The sequence below is a fragment of the Arthrobacter cryoconiti genome, assembly GCF_020905375.1.
GTDB lineage: Bacteria > Actinomycetota > Actinomycetes > Actinomycetales > Micrococcaceae > Specibacter > Specibacter cryoconiti.
The window spans coordinates 149,319-164,213 of the sequence record NZ_JAJJBU010000004.1 but is presented as its reverse complement, the minus strand read 5'-3'; the positions used below and the strand labels follow the sequence as shown (position 1 = coordinate 164,213).

Below are 14,895 nucleotides of genomic sequence, written 5' to 3'. Positions count from 1 at the left end.
CCAGCCACTGAAACCCACTGGGGCGCCCCCCCCACCTCGGGGGGGCCCGCCACTTTCGTTATCTGCGTTCCTCAGCGGGGCTCAGTGCTCCGCGTCTTCCGCCGCAGCCTTCTTGGCATTCTTTTCGGCGTCCTTCTCGGCACGGAGTGCCTCCGACTCGTGCTGCTCTTCGGCCTTCTCCTGATGGATGACCTCCGCCAAGAGCTTCTCCATTTCCTTGGCGACGCCGGCCGCGGACGCTGGGTTCTGACCGGTTACCAACCGCTCGTCGACCACCACCATTTCTTCAAAGACGTCGGCAAAAACGTGGGTCGCGCCCAGTCCTTCGAGACGGTCCGCCAGGGAGAACGGGATGACCTTGTCTTTTCCGGCGGCAACTTCTTCATCGTTGGTGAAGGCCGCCACCCTCCTGCCGTTGACGAGGTGAATTCCATTCTCCAATTCCACGTTCAACAAGCCAGCTGGACCGTGACAGACAGCGCCAACCACACCACCGGAGTTGTAGATGCTGGCCACCAGCTTCTGCAGCCCTTCGCTATCCGGGAAGTCCCACATGGTGCCGTGGCCTCCCACGAGGAAGACGGCGTCGTACTGCTGCGGATCTATGACGTCAACGCGAGCGGTGTTATAGAGGCCAGCGCGCGTGGCCTCGTCCTGCGTAAAAGCAACCTGGATTGGGTCTTCCGTGTCCACGGGGTCGTGCGGCGGTTGGCCGCCCTGGATGGACGCGAAGTCAACGAAATGCCCAGAGTCCTTGAAGACCTTCCAAGGATGCGCGGCCTCACCTACGTTGTAGCCGGTCGCTTCTTTCGTATCTTCGATCTCGGACACGCTGGTCAGTACCATGAGGATTTTCTTCATGAAATGCTCCTTTCGTCCACTTCCTACCCTAGGCGGTTGGCTGGCAGGCTGACTAGCCCATCCATAAATCTGCCAACCCTATCCACGACGCCGCGGATCAAGAAGCTTTTGCTGGCGCGGAAATTAGCGGCCTCCATTGGCAACAGCCGCGGATACTTTATCCGGCACCAATTTGGACAGGGCCACCATGACGCTATAGCGGCGGGAGGGAATGGATACGGACTTTCCTGCCGCGGAATCAGCCAAAGCTTCGCGAACTACCTGGTCCGGGTTCAGCCACATCCACTTCGGACCCCGCGCCTTGGCGACTCCCATGCGCTCGTGGAATTCTGTGTGCACAAAGCCGGGGCAGACCGCGGTAACGTTGACTCCGCGCGGCCCGTACCGCAGGTTCGCGAAGCGGCTGAAGCTGATACCCCAGGCTTTGGCCGCCCCATAGGACCCTCGCGGGATGAACCCGGCTACGCTCGCCACGTTGATGATGCGCCCGTCCCCGTTTGCCAGCATGGGCTCCAGTGCGGCATGCATCAGCTCCATCGGTGTACGCACAAGAATCTGCAGGAGATCGCTCTCCTCTTGCGCAGAGTTTTCCTCAAAGGGTTTTGCCATTCCATATCCGGCGTTGTTGACCAGCATTGAAACCGGCCGTGCGCGGTCCGAAAGCCTGGCACATACGGAAGCGACGCCGTCGTCCGTCAAGAGGTCTGCTGGCAGCAACTCAACCTTGACACCAAAGTCTTGACGCAGGCGGGCGGCCTTGGCCTCCAACCTGCCAGCGTCACGTGCCACCAAAATGAGATCGTGGTGCGAGCGTGCCAACTGCTGCGCAAACTCAGCTCCCAGCCCAGAGGAAGCCCCCGTAATCAAAACAGGCCCGCTCTTCATCTAGACCACTTCCGTTGGAAAGTCGCAGTACTGCTGGTAAAGCTCCCGGTGCTTGGCCGCAAAGTGCGCCACGTAGGAGCAGTCAGGGATGATCCGCTTTCCGGAAGCCACGACGTCGTCAAGGGCGTAGCGCACCAGCACCGACGCCAGGGCACGCCCCTCGAAGCCGTCCTGCGTCTGTGTGTGGACAAGGTTGATATGCCCCGGCAGCTCACGAAATTCCACGACCGCCGCCAACTCCGTGCCGACATGGAGTTCGTACCGGTGCCGGGCATCGTTGCGTGAAGGCGTAACGTCGGCGTCGAAGGCATCAGTGCTTGCAGCTGTGTTCTCACTCATAAGCCGAGCTTTGCACAAAGCGCCGATGCTGACAACAAGCTGTTAGATTGCCGCTCCGCCTTGCCACAACGCCGTAAATGGCGCTGCCGACACCACACGGTTTTTGATACCTTGGGTGACGAAAGCCTTCGCAGTCCGGGCCGCCTGAAGCGGCGTCGCACCCTTGGCGAGCTCCGCCGTGACGGCAGCCGCCAGCGAGCAACCAGCCCCGGATACGGCTACTTCGCCCACCTTCGGAGCAGAAAGCACTTCAAGGTTCTCCCCATCAAAGAAGACATCGACAGCGTCCGGCCCGGCCAACCTCACCCCTCCCTTAGCGAGCACCACTGCACCGCTAATTTCGTGGATCTTGCGTGCCGCGGCCTTGAGGTCTTCAACGGTGTTGATAGTGATGCCTGAGAGTGATTCCGCCTCGAAATGGTTGGGTGTGACAAAAGTTGCCAGCGGCAGGATTTGGGTTTTCAGCGCCTGATCAGTATCCAGGGCATGGCCTGGCTCCTGGCCTTTGCAGATCAGAACGGGGTCAAGCACCACATTCCTAAACGCTGCCTTTTTCAGTGCTGCCTCCACCGTGGAGATGGTGGCAGGACTTCCGAGCATGCCGATCTTCACGCTCTGGAGTGTCTGAGGCGCTGAAGAATGCGCTCCATAAGCGGCGATCGTAGCTTCAAGCTGATCAGCGATCACCTGCTGATCCACGGGCACGAAGCGGTGATTCCAGTTGTCCTTGGGGTCAAAGGAGACAATGCAGGTCAGGTTCACGATCCCAAAGACCCCCAGTTCCTGAAACGTCTTCAGATCAGCTTGGGCACCGGCACCGCCGGTCGCTTCGGAGCCGGCAATGGTCAGGGCAAGTGCGGGGGAGTTGGAAGTCATGCTTCCATTTTGCCATCCGCAGCGGACCGCGACTACTTCAGCGTTCATTGCCGTACGCTGAGGCGGACACCAGAGCCGGGGCCCGATTCTTCACAAATATTGAGTCATCAAGAGCATCCACCGACGTCTTCCCGACAAAGCCCATGGCACCTTTCAGTTCATCGCGAAAGATCGTGAAGGCACGCTCCACAGCAGGTTCTCCGCCGGAGGCAAGAGCGTAGGCAAATGGACGGCCGGCAAGTGCTGCTCGCGCACCTAGAGCCACAGCCTTCGCGATATCGTGACCGCGTCGGATCCCTCCGTCAAGATAAACTTCGGATCTCCCATCAACTGCTTTAACAATGGACGGCAGGACATCAATTGTTGCTGGCTGTGAATCGAATTGACGGCCTCCGTGGTTGGATACGAATACCCCATCGGCTCCCTCATCGACTGCACGAGCCGCATCCTCGGCATCCATGATTCCCTTGATCACCAGCTTCCCTGTCCACTCCGAGCGAAGCTTCGCGAACTGTTCCCACGTGGCTGACGTGTTCTTATTTTCCGCCATCCAACTATTCATCTCATTCATCCGCAGTGGACGGCCGTCGATGTCGTAGTTTCCGTACGTCATCTTCCTGCCCGTCAACCAACGCCATAGCCATCCCGGGTGTGTTGCCGCATCAAAATAGTCAGCAACGGGGGGACGCGGAGGCATGGATAACCCATGGTGAAGATCCCGTTCTCTTTTGCTCGACGAGCCGACGTCGCCGGCTACAACAAGAGTTTCCACTCCGGCAGACCTCGCCCGATTTACGTATTTTCGCGTTTCTTCCGGGTCTTTCCAGAACGCGATCTGGGCCCACAAGTTATTTGGTGCTGCCTTGGCTACTTCTTCTAGTGAACAGCCAGCCCACGCACTATGGATAAAGATTGATCCCGCCTTAACAGCTGCGCGAGCAACAGCAGGGTCCGATCCTGGATGAAATATGGTGAGCATGCCCATGGGTGAGACCATGAGTGGCAGATCCAAAGAGTGTCCAAGAACGCTCGTTGCTGTGCTGATCGCCGATACGTCCACAAGGGAACGTTGGCGCAGCATCAACGACTTGAGTTGGCGCTCGTTGGCTCGCATAGTGGTTTCGTCCAGGGCACCGCCCTCTAAATAGTCGGAGATCATTTTAGGTAGGTGCTTGCGTGATGCCAACCTGTAATCTTCAAGGCTGACAATCCATTTGTCTCTCATTTTTTCTGCTCCAATACCGAATACGAGGTGCTAAAGGACTTTCGCCAAGAATTGTTTGGTTCGATCATGCGCAGGTGAATTGAGGACGGTACGCGGGTTTCCATGCTCGATCACCAAGCCTTCATCCATGAAGATCAGATGGTCACCAACTTCACGGGCGAATCCCATTTCATGAGTCACGACAACCATTGTCATTCCCGCATCGGCTAGGCCTCGCATGACATCGAGGACTTCACCGACCAATTCCGGGTCCAGCGCTGAGGTCGGTTCGTCAAAGAGCATCAACCTTGGTTCCATCGCCAAAGCACGGGCAATGGCAACGCGCTGCTGCTGTCCACCAGAAAGTGCCGCCGGATAGGTTTGAGCCTTACTGACCAGGCCAACTCGATCTAGCAAGGTGAGCGCCCGTTTCCGTACGATCGCCCGGTTTTCCTTTTTCACCCGGATGGGCGCCTCGCAGATATTCTCCAAGACCGTCATGTGCGGAAACAGGTTGAAGCTCTGAAATACCATGCCGATATTTTCGCGAGAACGAGCAGACTCCACGTTGGATTGCGCTTCCACCCGCCCATTTTTAAGCTTCACTCCCACTGGCTCCCCCGCGACGATTATGTATCCGCCGTCCAGTGATTCCAGCTGATTTATACAGCGTAGGAAAGTTGATTTTCCGGATCCTGACGGGCCGATGATGCAGGTAACCTCGCCCCGTCGGATCGTTAGATCGATTCCTTTCAGAACATGAAGGGTACCGAAGTTCTTAATGACGCCGCGCGCCTCGACAACTACGTCAGTCATGGTTGCTCCCCTGGTGTCAGTGTTTGCGAGCGAGCCTTGGTCATGAAACGGGTAAGAATGCTCTTCTTTTGCTGCTTGCCGGAGCCCCGGTTGTAGTGCCGTTCAATGTAGTACTGGCCCAAGCTAAGGACGCTGGTCACCAGCAGGTACCAGAGGCTCGCTGCAATCAAGAGCGGAATGGTCTTGAAATTCGCACTGTAAACCAGCTGAGCCGAGTACAGCAGTTCCGGGAAAGCGAGCACGCTAACAAGGGACGTCGTTTTGAGCATCGAGATGGTTTGGTTACCGGTTGGCGGAATAATGACCTTCATTGCCTGCGGCAAGACGATCCTCCACAATATGGTCAGGCGCCGCATTCCAAGGGCCTTGGCCGCCTCAGTTTGGCCACGATTTACGCTTAGTAGTCCGGCCCGGACAATCTCCGACATGTAGGCACCCTCGTTCAAGCCCAGACCCAGGATCGCGGCAAGGAACGGAGTGATGAGGACATTGGCATCAACAGAGAAAAATTCCGGCCCAAAAGGTATGCCCAGAGAAATACGTGGGTAGATCGCCGCAATGAAGCCCCAAAAAAGAAGCTGCACGAAGACGGGAACTCCACGGAAAAACCAGACGAAGAATGAAGCGACACCAGCAATGACGAAGTTCGGGGCCAGTCTGGCCAACGCCAAGATGATACCTACGAGGATTCCAACGACCATGGAAATTGCTGTTAGTTCCAGCGTGCGTATCAGTCCGCTAAATAGGCGCTCGGAAGCAAACCAGCCAAAAACCACATCCCATTCGAAGCGTGGATTTGTCACGAGGGAGTACGCCACCATGAAAATGACAAAAAGTACTATGCCCGCTGTAAGCCATTGCAGGCCGTGACGGCGATGGGGCCGGCCCAAAAGAAGCGTACGGTCAATTCCGTCACCGCTAGCAACGTCGGAGCTCGATTCGTTGGTAGTAGCACTCATATCGGTTCTACTGTGCCTTGTTGAATGCGAAGTCCGTGATCGCGCCGCTACCTACGCCCCATTTATCGAGGATCGCCCGATATACACCTGACTTCACGAGGGACTCCATGGCGAGCTCGATGGCGGGCTCAAGGCCTGCGCCCTTCTTGAATCCGATGCTGACAGGGGACACGTCCTTCTCCCCAAGCACCTCAATTTTTCCGCCTTGTTTCACCGCATAGGCGAGTGTGGGTCCGTCGATATATACGGCATCAATTCGACCGGCCGTCAGGGCCAGGTTCGGGGCCTGCATATCCGGGTAGGTCATGGCTTGGATTGCTTCCTTGCCAGCAGCCGTGCAGGCTTCCGAGAGCGCAGGAAGCCGCTTCAGATCCTGGAATGACCCTTTGAGTACGCCGACCCTTTTGCCGCAGAGGTTCGCAATGGCAAGACCCTCTGGATTTCCCGGAGCGACACCGATCCCGCTTCCTGACTGGTAGTAATCAACAAAGTCGAGCACCTTGAGGCGTTCAGTCGATGGCGACATCTGCGAGATTGCAAGATCAAACTTGCCCGCCGCGATACCCGGGATGATCGCGTCAAACGTGCCACTGGATATCTTGGTGGTCAAACCAAGTGCCTGCCCGAGCGCGACGGCGATTTCCGGATCAACGCCAATCGTCGTCGTACCATCAGCGGCCATAAAGTGCAGAGGAGGCGAGCTCTGACTCATCGTGATGACCAGAGTCCCCTTCTCACGCACCGCTTGCGGAAGCGCATCTGCGGCGGCCTTGTCCACCTGTGCGCTCGGAATGGAGTCAGCCGATTTAGTGGCAGCGGGGGCAGCGGAAGTCTCGGGGTTTGAACAACCTGAAAGAGCAATGCTCGCGAGTGAAATAGCGGCAAGGGAAATGAATATACTTCGGAACTTATTCTTTACCATCTGAGCACCTTTGCTGAAAGTAAATAGCTATGCGAGGACGTAATCGAACACCCCTGAAGACCTCGTGGCAACGGCGGTATAGGCCGTAGATGCAGCCGCAGACGCCTGGTTGGGCGCTACTTCATTCGAGAGCAACTGTGATCCAGATCATGTAGGGTGATCTACATCATGCATCGTACATGATGCACGATAGCTGAACAAGGCCCCTCTATCAAGAAGAAATAGGGGCTGATCTGGAAATTACAAACGCACTTAGCGGTTGATATCGCAGCGCGTAAAATGGCAAGAAAATCACTTGGTAAGAAGAAAGTCACATAGGATTTCGAAATGAATGCCACTGCATCTGGACCAGAGGTCCACCCGATGAGGAATCGGAAAATGTTGGCGGATCACGTTTTTGAAGCAATTCTTACATTGCTTCTGGATGACGGAATTCCAACAGGTTCAGCATTGAGCATCGATGGGCTCGCCAAGCGTTTCGATGTGTCTTCAACCCCCGTCAGAGAAGCCCTCGCTCGGCTAGAAGCCACCGGGATGATCAGACGTGAAGCACTCCGTGGCTACAAGGTTGCACCCGCACCCACCTCGTCGGACATCGACGCTCTCCTAGCTACCCGCCAAGTACTCGAGCCGGCCATCACCTTTCTAGCGAGTCAAATAGCGAGCCCAGAACTGGTGGTTGACCTCGAGAAGTTCAATCGGGAGCTGGACACATCCCGACTCGGCGGTGAAACGTTCTCCGGGTATCGCTCCTATTGGAAAGCGGATGAATTATTCCACCGCCGCATCGCGGAGGGTGCCGGTAACGAGTTCTTGCTCCGGGCCTACAATTCCGTCGAAGGGCATATCCAGCGATTTAGGCTTCTGGTACACAACGACATGAGCGGCGCGCATACCGTAAAAGAGCATCAAGCCATCATCAATGCCCTACGCGCCAACGACGCCGCTGGCGCCAGAGACGCCATGAGCGAACATATTGACGGCATAAAGTTACGTTCTGCAAAATTGGCGATCTTCTCCGGTCCGCAGAGAACGGAACCGTAACTGTCTTGAGCTAGCTAACCGTTAGCGAATTAGCGGGTCCAAACCTAAGACCGTGAACACAAAAATCCCCGCCTCCGAGATACGAAGACGGGGATTCTAGATCGGTGGGCCCTGCGGGGCTCGAACCCGCGACCCACGGATTAAAAGTCCATTGCTCTACCAACTGAGCTAAAGGCCCAACCTAGCGACACCCTTTCAATGAAAAGTTGTCGGTTTTTAGACTACCCCACGGCATGCGTTGTGGCGCAATTTACGCCAGGACTTCCCCTACATACAGGGCTCTAGGACTCCCAATGTTCCTCTCGATGCCACCTCAATGCCTCACAGCACGCGCCCAGTGTTCCGGCGTCGAACTTTCAATTCGCTAGTACTCGCCCACCCACTCGACCGCGCCCGGACGCAGGGGTAGGGTCGTCTCATGACCCAAGGACCAGCATCCAGCGTTCCCCGCCCGCACAAGCCGCTCCCTTTCGCGCCAGCGGACTTTGAGCCTTTCACTGGCGGAACTGACCCCGCCCGTGTTTCCGAGGCGGCGCACCTCGCTGCTCGGGCCCTGGTCAGCGGCGGCCGCGAAAGCAACGATCCAGCCATCACTAAACGCTTAGTGAAACTTGCGGATCGGCAGGGCCTTGAGGCCATCGCAGAAATGTGGGCTGCGAGCCCCGCCCGTTCCTTGCCCGGCGCTTTATGGCGGCTGTATGCACTGCGCGCGGCAACCCTCCAGGACCCGGAAGGCATCAGCATTTTCTTCCGCGCCGGTCAGCATCGCGCTCAGGTAGCAAACGCGGTAGCGGGCGTGGCCGAGCCTCCGGGAGCCGAAGAAATCACCACGATGGCGGATGCCATTCTCTCCGGCGCGTTCGACGGCGACTTTGACGTAGCCCTTGAACGTTCCGCTGCATTTTGCCGCGTGGTGGCTTTGGGCCAAGCCTCCGTAGCGCAGGACCGTATGGTTGCTCATCCAGAACACGCCTCAGAATTGAACAACAAGGCACATAAATTGGTCCGTACAGCAGAGGACCTCGAGGGTGCTGCGGTATCTTGGCGCAACGGGGAACTGGACTAAAAGGCGGATATTTACTCGTTCAGTGGGCCGCCCCGGTTGACACCGGGACCGCAACGTAGAACACTGAAAGCGGTGTCGAACCGTGGAACCCCCGGGCTCCATTTTATAGCCGCTTCGAGCGGCCCAGTGCCGAGAGGCGCTCCCGGTTCGGCACCACTTTTTTGCTCAAAAATGCTCCCATAACAAAGGCTTGCCGTGAAGCTGCGATTCTTTCCCCAAGAGAAGGCTGGTCTGGACACGCTTGTCCGCATGGCCGGGCACGTCACAGCCGGGACCCAAACGTTAGCAGAGCTCTTGGGCGCCAGCCGGGCGGACTTTTCCGCTCTCGCCGAAACAATGCGAAGGCACGAAAGCGCCTCCTCGGCCGACTTTGCCACGCTCCTGACCACCATGCGCACCAGCTTCATCAATCCGTTACCCCGCGAAGACCTCTTTGCCCTGGGCCGGCTACTCAACGAGACGGCGGAGACCCTCACGGCAGCTGCTGAGCTGGTGGAACTTTACAGCTTGGAAAGGATTCCAACCCGGGCCGGGGATCAACTAGAGATACTCTCAAGGCAAGCGGAGCTGACAGTAACGGCCATGGGCGCCTTGAACAATCTTGACTCCCTGGAGGACTACTGGCTGGAGATCCTGCGCCTAGCCAAAAGGGCGGATCACACCCACAGGATCCTGGTTTCTGAACTGCTGGAAAATCACAACTCCACCACTTTTACCAAGTACCGGACTCTGGCCGATCAGTTTTCGGCCGCCAGCAACAAGATGCGAGCCGTGGCCACTCAGGTGGGTAGCATCATCGTCAAGGAATCCTAGCTTGGTGACTTTTCTGCTCGGCGCCGTCATTTTGATGGCAGCGGTCTTTGCATTTTTGAACGGCTTCCGCGACGTCTCGGCCGCCGTCGCTCTTTCAGTGAGAAACCATGCATTGACACCAACGATCGCCGTTCTGCTGGCGGGGCTATTCAACTGTGTTGGCGCCCTACTCAGTGCGGTACTTGCCGTGACGTTGTCGGATCGGCTTTTCGCAGCTCCCCCCGGTCCCAACAGTTTGATCATGCTGCTCGCTGCCGTTCTCAGCGCCTGCCTCTGGGGGGTTCATCAGTGGTGGCATGGCATCCCGTCATCGTCCACGCAGGCACTGATCAGTGGGCTGGTAGGTGCTTCGCTGGGCTCGGTCATGCTGGGCAACGAACCGCTGCAGGGCATCAACACGACGATCTTGACCCTGGTACTGCTTCCACTTTTTCTTTCGCCCATTGTGGCGTATATATTCGGCTTCGTGATGGTCTACCCCGTCGCTTGGGCAGCGCGGAACACCGCACCCAATATGGTTAATCGGCGCACCAGAGCGCTGCAGTCGGTGGCCGGAGCTGCCGTCGCGTTTGGGCATGGTCTTCAGGACGGCCAGCGGACGACGGCGGTTGTCTTGTTTGCGCTGCTTGCCGCAGGTGTGGGCGTGGCCGGAGAGATGCCGCTGTGGGTACCAATCTTTACCGCGGTTCTTTTGACGGCCGGCACATTGGCCGGGGGCTGGCGAATTTCCTACACCCTTGGGCACCGTCTGGTGCGGATCGATCCCATGCGCGGCTGTGTGGCCCAGCTAGTCGGTGCCGGGCTCTTGTTTATCGGAGCGATCGGTTTCGCCCTCCCACTGTCCACCACCCACACCGTGACGGGGGCAATTGTTGGGGCCGGACAAAACCAGCGTTTTTCGGTCACGAACGGCCGATTCCTGCTGCGCATTATCGGCATGTGGCTGGCCACACCCCTAGTCTGCGCTTTTCTTGGGGCGTTACTTTTCCTGGCCCTGTCCCCGCTCGCCTAAGGAACAACCTCCGACCATGCGGTGACTAGCTCAGATGCGGTGATTAGCCGAACCGGCCGGAAACGTAGTCCTCGGTAGACTTCTCACCCGGATTATTGAAGATGGTGGCGGTCTCAGCAAACTCTATGAGCTTCCCAGGCTTTCCCGTGCCGGCAATATTGAAGAACGCCGTCTTGTCAGAGACCCGGGCGGCCTGCTGCATATTGTGCGTAACGATGACCACGGTGTATTGGTCTTTGAGCTCGTTTATGAGGTCCTCAATTGCTAGTGTGGAAATCGGGTCCAGAGCTGAGCAGGGCTCGTCCATCAAGATGACGTCCGGTGAAACCGCAATAGCCCGCGCGATGCACAGGCGCTGCTGTTGCCCGCCGGAAAGGCCAGAGCCCGGCTTGTCCAGGCGGTCCTTGACCTCATTCCAAAGATTGGCGCTGCTCAAAGAACTCTCCACCAGAGCATCGGCGTCGGACTTGGAGATGCGTCGGCTATTGAGCTTCACGCCAGCTAGCACGTTGTCACGGATACTCATGGTGGGGAATGGGTTGGGACGCTGAAAGACCATACCGATCTGACTACGCACGGTGACCGGGTCCACGCCGTCTGAGTACAGATTGTCTCCGTCTAGCAGTACTTTCCCTTCCACTCGAGCGCCGGGAATGACCTCATGCATGCGGTTCAGCGTGCGCAAGAAGGTGGACTTACCGCACCCTGAAGGGCCAATGAACGCGGTGACGGACTTGGCGTCAAGAGTGATGTTAACGTCTTCGACGGCCAGAAAGTCACCGTAGTACACGTGCAAATCGCTGACATCAATACGTTTGGACATAGCTGGACTTCCGTTTCTAGGTCTTATTCTGACCGGTAAAAGTTAGCGGCCGGTTTTCGGCGCGAAAATGCGGGCCACAAGGCGCGCGCCAAAGTTGAGGGCCATCACAAGCAGGATCAACAACAACGCCGCGGCCCAGGCTCTTTGAGCGGAGGGATCCGGATTGGACGGAGACGTGGGAGTCATGATCTGCGTGTAGATGAACGTTGGCAGGGACGCCATCCAGCCGGCAAAGACGTTGGTGTTGATGGAGGAGGCAAACCCGGCTGTCACCAGCAGTGGCGCTGTCTCACCGATCACTCGGGCAATGGCCAAGGTGACACCGGACGCAATGCCTGAAATCGCCGTCGGAATGACTATTTTCAAAATAGTCCGCCACTTACGAACTCCCAGCGCATACGAAGCTTCACGTAGCTCGTTGGGCACAATCTTGAGCATCTCTTCGCTGGAACGGACCACCACCGGAATCATGAGCACCGAAAGGGCCACGGCGGCAACGAAGCCAGTCTTTGTTCCAGGTCCCATAATCAGAGCGAAGAGCGCTGTCGCAAAGAGCCCGGCAACAATGGAGGGAATGCCGGTCATAACGTCCACTAGGAACGTGATGACTTTGGAGAATTTATTCCCGGCACTGTATTCCACCAGATAGATGGAAGTCAGCAAGCCCACGGGCACAGAAATCAGTGTGGCCCACAGGGTTATCAAAACGGAGCCAACCAGCGCGTGGTAAACGCCGCCCATAACGGGAGTGTTGTTAGTAACAGAAGCGTTGTCCTGCACACCGGTGACGCCGTTCATGGATGAGCCCAGAAAGCCTGGTGTCAGCAACCCGGGAATGCCGTTGACCAGAACAGTCCAGATAACGGAGACCAGTGGCAGTAACGCTACTAAAAACGAGCCAACCACAAGTGAGGTTGCCAGCTTGTCGATGGCCTTCCGACGGCCTTCAACCACGGCGGAACTTGTCACATTGCCTGCCGCGAACAGAATGGCGGACAGAAGCGCCCAAGCAAATACATTGAACCCGACCAAAGCCATCAGGGCTGCTGCAACAACAATTGCGGCGCCAGCCACCACGTACGGGGTGTACTTTGGCAGGCGGTTCTGTGTCAGTGCTGAACGCTTGCGTTCGGTCATGAGCGTTGCCATCAATTTGCTCCCGAGAATTCTTTGTGCCGGCTAATGATCCAGCGGGCCACCACATTGACTAGCAAGGTGATGAGGAACAGGACCAGCCCGGCGGCGATGAGTTCATGCATGCGCAGCCCAAATGCTTCCGGGAAGTTCAAGGCAATTTCAGCGGCGATAGTCTGATTGCCGGAACGAATCCAGGAGGCGATCAACGGCCCCGAGGAAAGCACCAAGGCTACAGCCAACGTTTCCCCCAGTGCCCGTCCCAAGCCCAGCATGACGGCACTAATAATGCCGCCGCGGGCAAAGGGCAGTACTGCCATGCGGATCATTTCCCAGCGCGTAGCACCTAGCGCCAAAGCCGCTTCCTGGTGCAGCATGGGGGCTTGCAAGAAAATTTCCCGGGTGAGGGAAGCAATGATGGGAAGCACCATAACTGCCAGCACAATTCCGGCAGTCAGGATGGTCTTACCCGTGCCGGAGGCTGGTCCGGCAAAAATCGGGATCCACCCCAAGTTCTCCGCCAACCATTGGTACGGGCCTTTCAGTGAGGAGGCCAAAAAGCTAGCACCCCACGCACCGTAAATCACGGATGGAATGGCGGCTAGCAGGTCCACCACGTAGCCCATGCCCTTGGCCAGACTGCGCGGGGCGTAGTGCGAGATAAATAGCGCCACTGCCACGCCAATGGGCGTGGCGATGATGAGAGCGATCATCGCGGCAATAAGCGTCCCGATGACGATCGGGAAGATGTACGCAAAGAAGCCTTCACCACCGGTGCTCTCTGACCGGGGAGCGGTAAAGGTTGGCAATGCCTGAATCACCAAGAACATTGCCACGGCGAACAGTATGGCCACAATGAGCACACCCGCGCCCAGGGCCGCACCTGAGAACACTTGGTCCCCGGTGCGGCCTGTTCCGGCTCGGCGTGCGAGCTTAGTGTTGGACAATCTTCTTCCTTTGTATCGCGCTTGCCGGAGTTACTTTGCTGCGACGGTGATGGAGTCGATCGACTTCTTCGCCTTAGCGGCAAGAGCTTCCGAGAGCGGAGCGCTCTTTGCTGCCGCTGCAGCCTGCTTTTGACCTTCCGTGCTCAAAGCAAACGTGCCAAACGCCTTGACCAGGTCAACAGTTGCCTGATCCGGGTAGTGAGCGCAGAAAACGGCGTAGGAGACCAGGACGGCCGGGTAGGCCCCAGCTGCTGTGGTGGTGCGATCCAGCTTCAAGGAGATATCCGTCGGAGTGCGCCCGTCCACTGGCTTGGCTGCGTCAACAGCTTTTGCAGCAGCTTCGGCGGAGACGGGAACAAAGGACTCGCCAACCTTGAGCTCAACTTTGCCCAACACGTCAGTCACTGCGGAGTCATCGGCATACGTGACGGCGCCAGCCGTCTCGGTGACGGTCTTCACGACGCCGGAGGTGCCCTTCGCGTTTTCGCCCGGCAGGGCGCTGGGCCAGTCACCGGACTTCGCGTCGGTCCACACAGTTTTGCCGGCCTGAGCCAGGTAGTCAGTGAAGTTTTCCGTGGTGCCGGAGTTATCCGAGCGGTGCACGGGCGTGATCGCCAGGTCCGGGAGCGTAGCGGACGGGTTCGCTGCCTTGATGGCGGCGTCGTTCCAGTTCTTGATGTCGCCGCGGAAGATTTTGGCAACGGTGTCCGCGTCGAGCTTGAGAGTCTTCACTCCGGGAACGTTGAAAGCTACCGCGATCGGGGAGATGTACCAGGGGACGTCGATGGCGCCATCGGGACCGCATTTGGTCTTAGAATCGGCCACTTCGGCATCCTTGAGGTATGCATCCGAGCCGGCAAACTGCACAGCGCCAGCAAGCAGTGCCTTGCGGCCAGCCCCAGATCCCTCGGGGGAATACTGGATCTTGGCACCGGGGTTGGCGGATTCAAAACCAGCCTTCCAGGCGTCCATGGCGGCGGAAATGGACGAGGCGCCCGTGCCGGTGAGAGTTCCGGTCACGGTGGGGCCGCTGGTAGTTGCGCCCGTTCCGTTGCCACTACTTACGACGTTGTCTGTGCCGCACGCGGTCAGTGCAAGTGCGCCTACGGTGAGAACTGCTGCCACGCGGCCAATGTGAAGTGCCTTCACGCGATTTACCTCTTCGAATGGTGTCTGGGGATTCCTTACCTTTAG

The 14,895-nt window shown here is 57.7% G+C and carries 16 protein-coding genes and 1 tRNA gene; 4 read left to right on the top strand and 13 right to left on the bottom strand.

Going from position 1 to position 14,895, the window contains the following annotated elements:
• Positions 1 to 81: 81 nt before the first annotated feature.
• From LOH53_RS03790 to LOH53_RS03755, 8 genes are all read right to left on the bottom strand, one after another.
• Positions 82 to 861, bottom strand: a complete 780-nt coding sequence (locus LOH53_RS03790) for a type 1 glutamine amidotransferase domain-containing protein (RefSeq protein ID WP_230066391.1) — start codon at positions 859 to 861, stop codon at positions 82 to 84.
• A 123-nt stretch (positions 862 to 984) separates the two neighbouring features.
• Positions 985 to 1,746 (bottom strand): SDR family NAD(P)-dependent oxidoreductase, encoded by a 762-nt coding sequence (locus LOH53_RS03785; RefSeq protein WP_230066390.1) that lies wholly within the window; start codon positions 1,744 to 1,746, stop codon positions 985 to 987.
• A complete protein-coding gene (locus tag LOH53_RS03780; protein ID WP_230066389.1) occupies positions 1,747 to 2,085 on the bottom strand; it encodes a GNAT family N-acetyltransferase in 339 nt (112 codons plus the stop codon). It lies immediately after the preceding gene.
• A 42-nt stretch (positions 2,086 to 2,127) separates the two neighbouring features.
• Complete coding sequence (locus tag LOH53_RS03775) at positions 2,128 to 2,961, bottom strand: hydroxymethylpyrimidine/phosphomethylpyrimidine kinase (RefSeq protein WP_230066388.1); 834 nt, start codon at positions 2,959 to 2,961, stop codon at positions 2,128 to 2,130.
• 37 nt (positions 2,962 to 2,998) lie between these two features.
• Positions 2,999 to 4,186: an alpha-hydroxy acid oxidase gene (locus LOH53_RS03770; RefSeq protein ID WP_230066387.1), complete on the bottom strand. Its 1,188-nt coding sequence runs from the start codon at positions 4,184 to 4,186 to the stop codon at positions 2,999 to 3,001.
• Between the two features lie 30 nt (positions 4,187 to 4,216).
• A complete protein-coding gene (locus tag LOH53_RS03765) occupies positions 4,217 to 4,981 on the bottom strand; it encodes an amino acid ABC transporter ATP-binding protein (protein ID WP_230066386.1) in 765 nt (254 codons plus the stop codon).
• Entirely contained in the window at positions 4,978 to 5,940 is a 963-nt protein-coding gene (locus LOH53_RS03760; RefSeq protein ID WP_230066385.1) for an amino acid ABC transporter permease, read from the bottom strand. Before LOH53_RS03760 ends, LOH53_RS03765 begins: the two co-directional genes overlap by 4 nt.
• Positions 5,941 to 5,947: 7 nt before the next feature.
• The gene (locus LOH53_RS03755; protein WP_230066384.1) at positions 5,948 to 6,862 is read right to left on the bottom strand and encodes an ABC transporter substrate-binding protein; all 915 of its coding nucleotides are present in this window, start codon (positions 6,860 to 6,862) and stop codon (positions 5,948 to 5,950) included.
• Between the two features lie 327 nt (positions 6,863 to 7,189).
• Here LOH53_RS03755 and LOH53_RS03750 point away from each other — a divergent pair, with 327 nt between their 5' ends.
• Positions 7,190 to 7,906 (top strand): GntR family transcriptional regulator, encoded by a 717-nt coding sequence (locus LOH53_RS03750; RefSeq protein ID WP_230066383.1) that lies wholly within the window; start codon positions 7,190 to 7,192, stop codon positions 7,904 to 7,906.
• A gap of 105 nt (positions 7,907 to 8,011) precedes the next feature.
• Here LOH53_RS03750 and LOH53_RS03745 read toward each other — a convergent pair.
• Positions 8,012 to 8,084, bottom strand: a tRNA-Lys gene (locus LOH53_RS03745).
• Between the two features lie 240 nt (positions 8,085 to 8,324).
• On the opposite strand from LOH53_RS03745, the gene LOH53_RS03740 reads away from it, so the two are divergent.
• The 3 genes from LOH53_RS03740 to LOH53_RS03730 all read left to right on the top strand — a co-directional run bounded on the left by LOH53_RS03740 (position 8,325) and on the right by LOH53_RS03730 (position 10,797).
• Positions 8,325 to 8,972 (top strand): hypothetical protein, encoded by a 648-nt coding sequence (locus LOH53_RS03740; protein ID WP_230066382.1) that lies wholly within the window; start codon positions 8,325 to 8,327, stop codon positions 8,970 to 8,972.
• 195 nt (positions 8,973 to 9,167) lie between these two features.
• Positions 9,168 to 9,785, top strand: coding sequence for a DUF47 domain-containing protein (locus LOH53_RS03735; protein ID WP_230066381.1), 618 nt, complete (start codon positions 9,168 to 9,170; stop codon positions 9,783 to 9,785).
• A 4-nt stretch (positions 9,786 to 9,789) separates the two neighbouring features.
• Positions 9,790 to 10,797, top strand: coding sequence for an inorganic phosphate transporter (locus LOH53_RS03730; RefSeq protein WP_326832734.1), 1,008 nt, complete (start codon positions 9,790 to 9,792; stop codon positions 10,795 to 10,797).
• Positions 10,798 to 10,840: 43 nt separating this feature from the next.
• Here LOH53_RS03730 and pstB read toward each other — a convergent pair whose 3' ends face one another.
• Genes pstB through pstS form a run of 4 tightly spaced genes read right to left on the bottom strand, consistent with a single transcriptional unit; the run spans position 10,841 to position 14,850 of the window.
• Positions 10,841 to 11,620 carry a phosphate ABC transporter ATP-binding protein PstB gene (gene pstB, locus LOH53_RS03725; RefSeq protein ID WP_230066379.1) on the bottom strand — a complete coding sequence of 260 codons (780 nt, stop codon included), beginning with the start codon at positions 11,618 to 11,620 and terminating at the stop codon, positions 10,841 to 10,843.
• A 42-nt stretch (positions 11,621 to 11,662) separates the two neighbouring features.
• The gene (gene pstA / locus LOH53_RS03720; protein ID WP_376991411.1) at positions 11,663 to 12,757 is read right to left on the bottom strand and encodes a phosphate ABC transporter permease PstA; all 1,095 of its coding nucleotides are present in this window, start codon (positions 12,755 to 12,757) and stop codon (positions 11,663 to 11,665) included.
• Positions 12,758 to 12,768: 11 nt separating this feature from the next.
• Entirely contained in the window at positions 12,769 to 13,701 is a 933-nt protein-coding gene (pstC, locus tag LOH53_RS03715; protein ID WP_230066377.1) for a phosphate ABC transporter permease subunit PstC, read from the bottom strand.
• Positions 13,702 to 13,731: 30 nt separating this feature from the next.
• The gene (gene pstS, locus LOH53_RS03710) at positions 13,732 to 14,850 is read right to left on the bottom strand and encodes a phosphate ABC transporter substrate-binding protein PstS (protein WP_230066376.1); all 1,119 of its coding nucleotides are present in this window, start codon (positions 14,848 to 14,850) and stop codon (positions 13,732 to 13,734) included.
• Between the last annotated feature and the right edge of the window lie 45 nt (positions 14,851 to 14,895).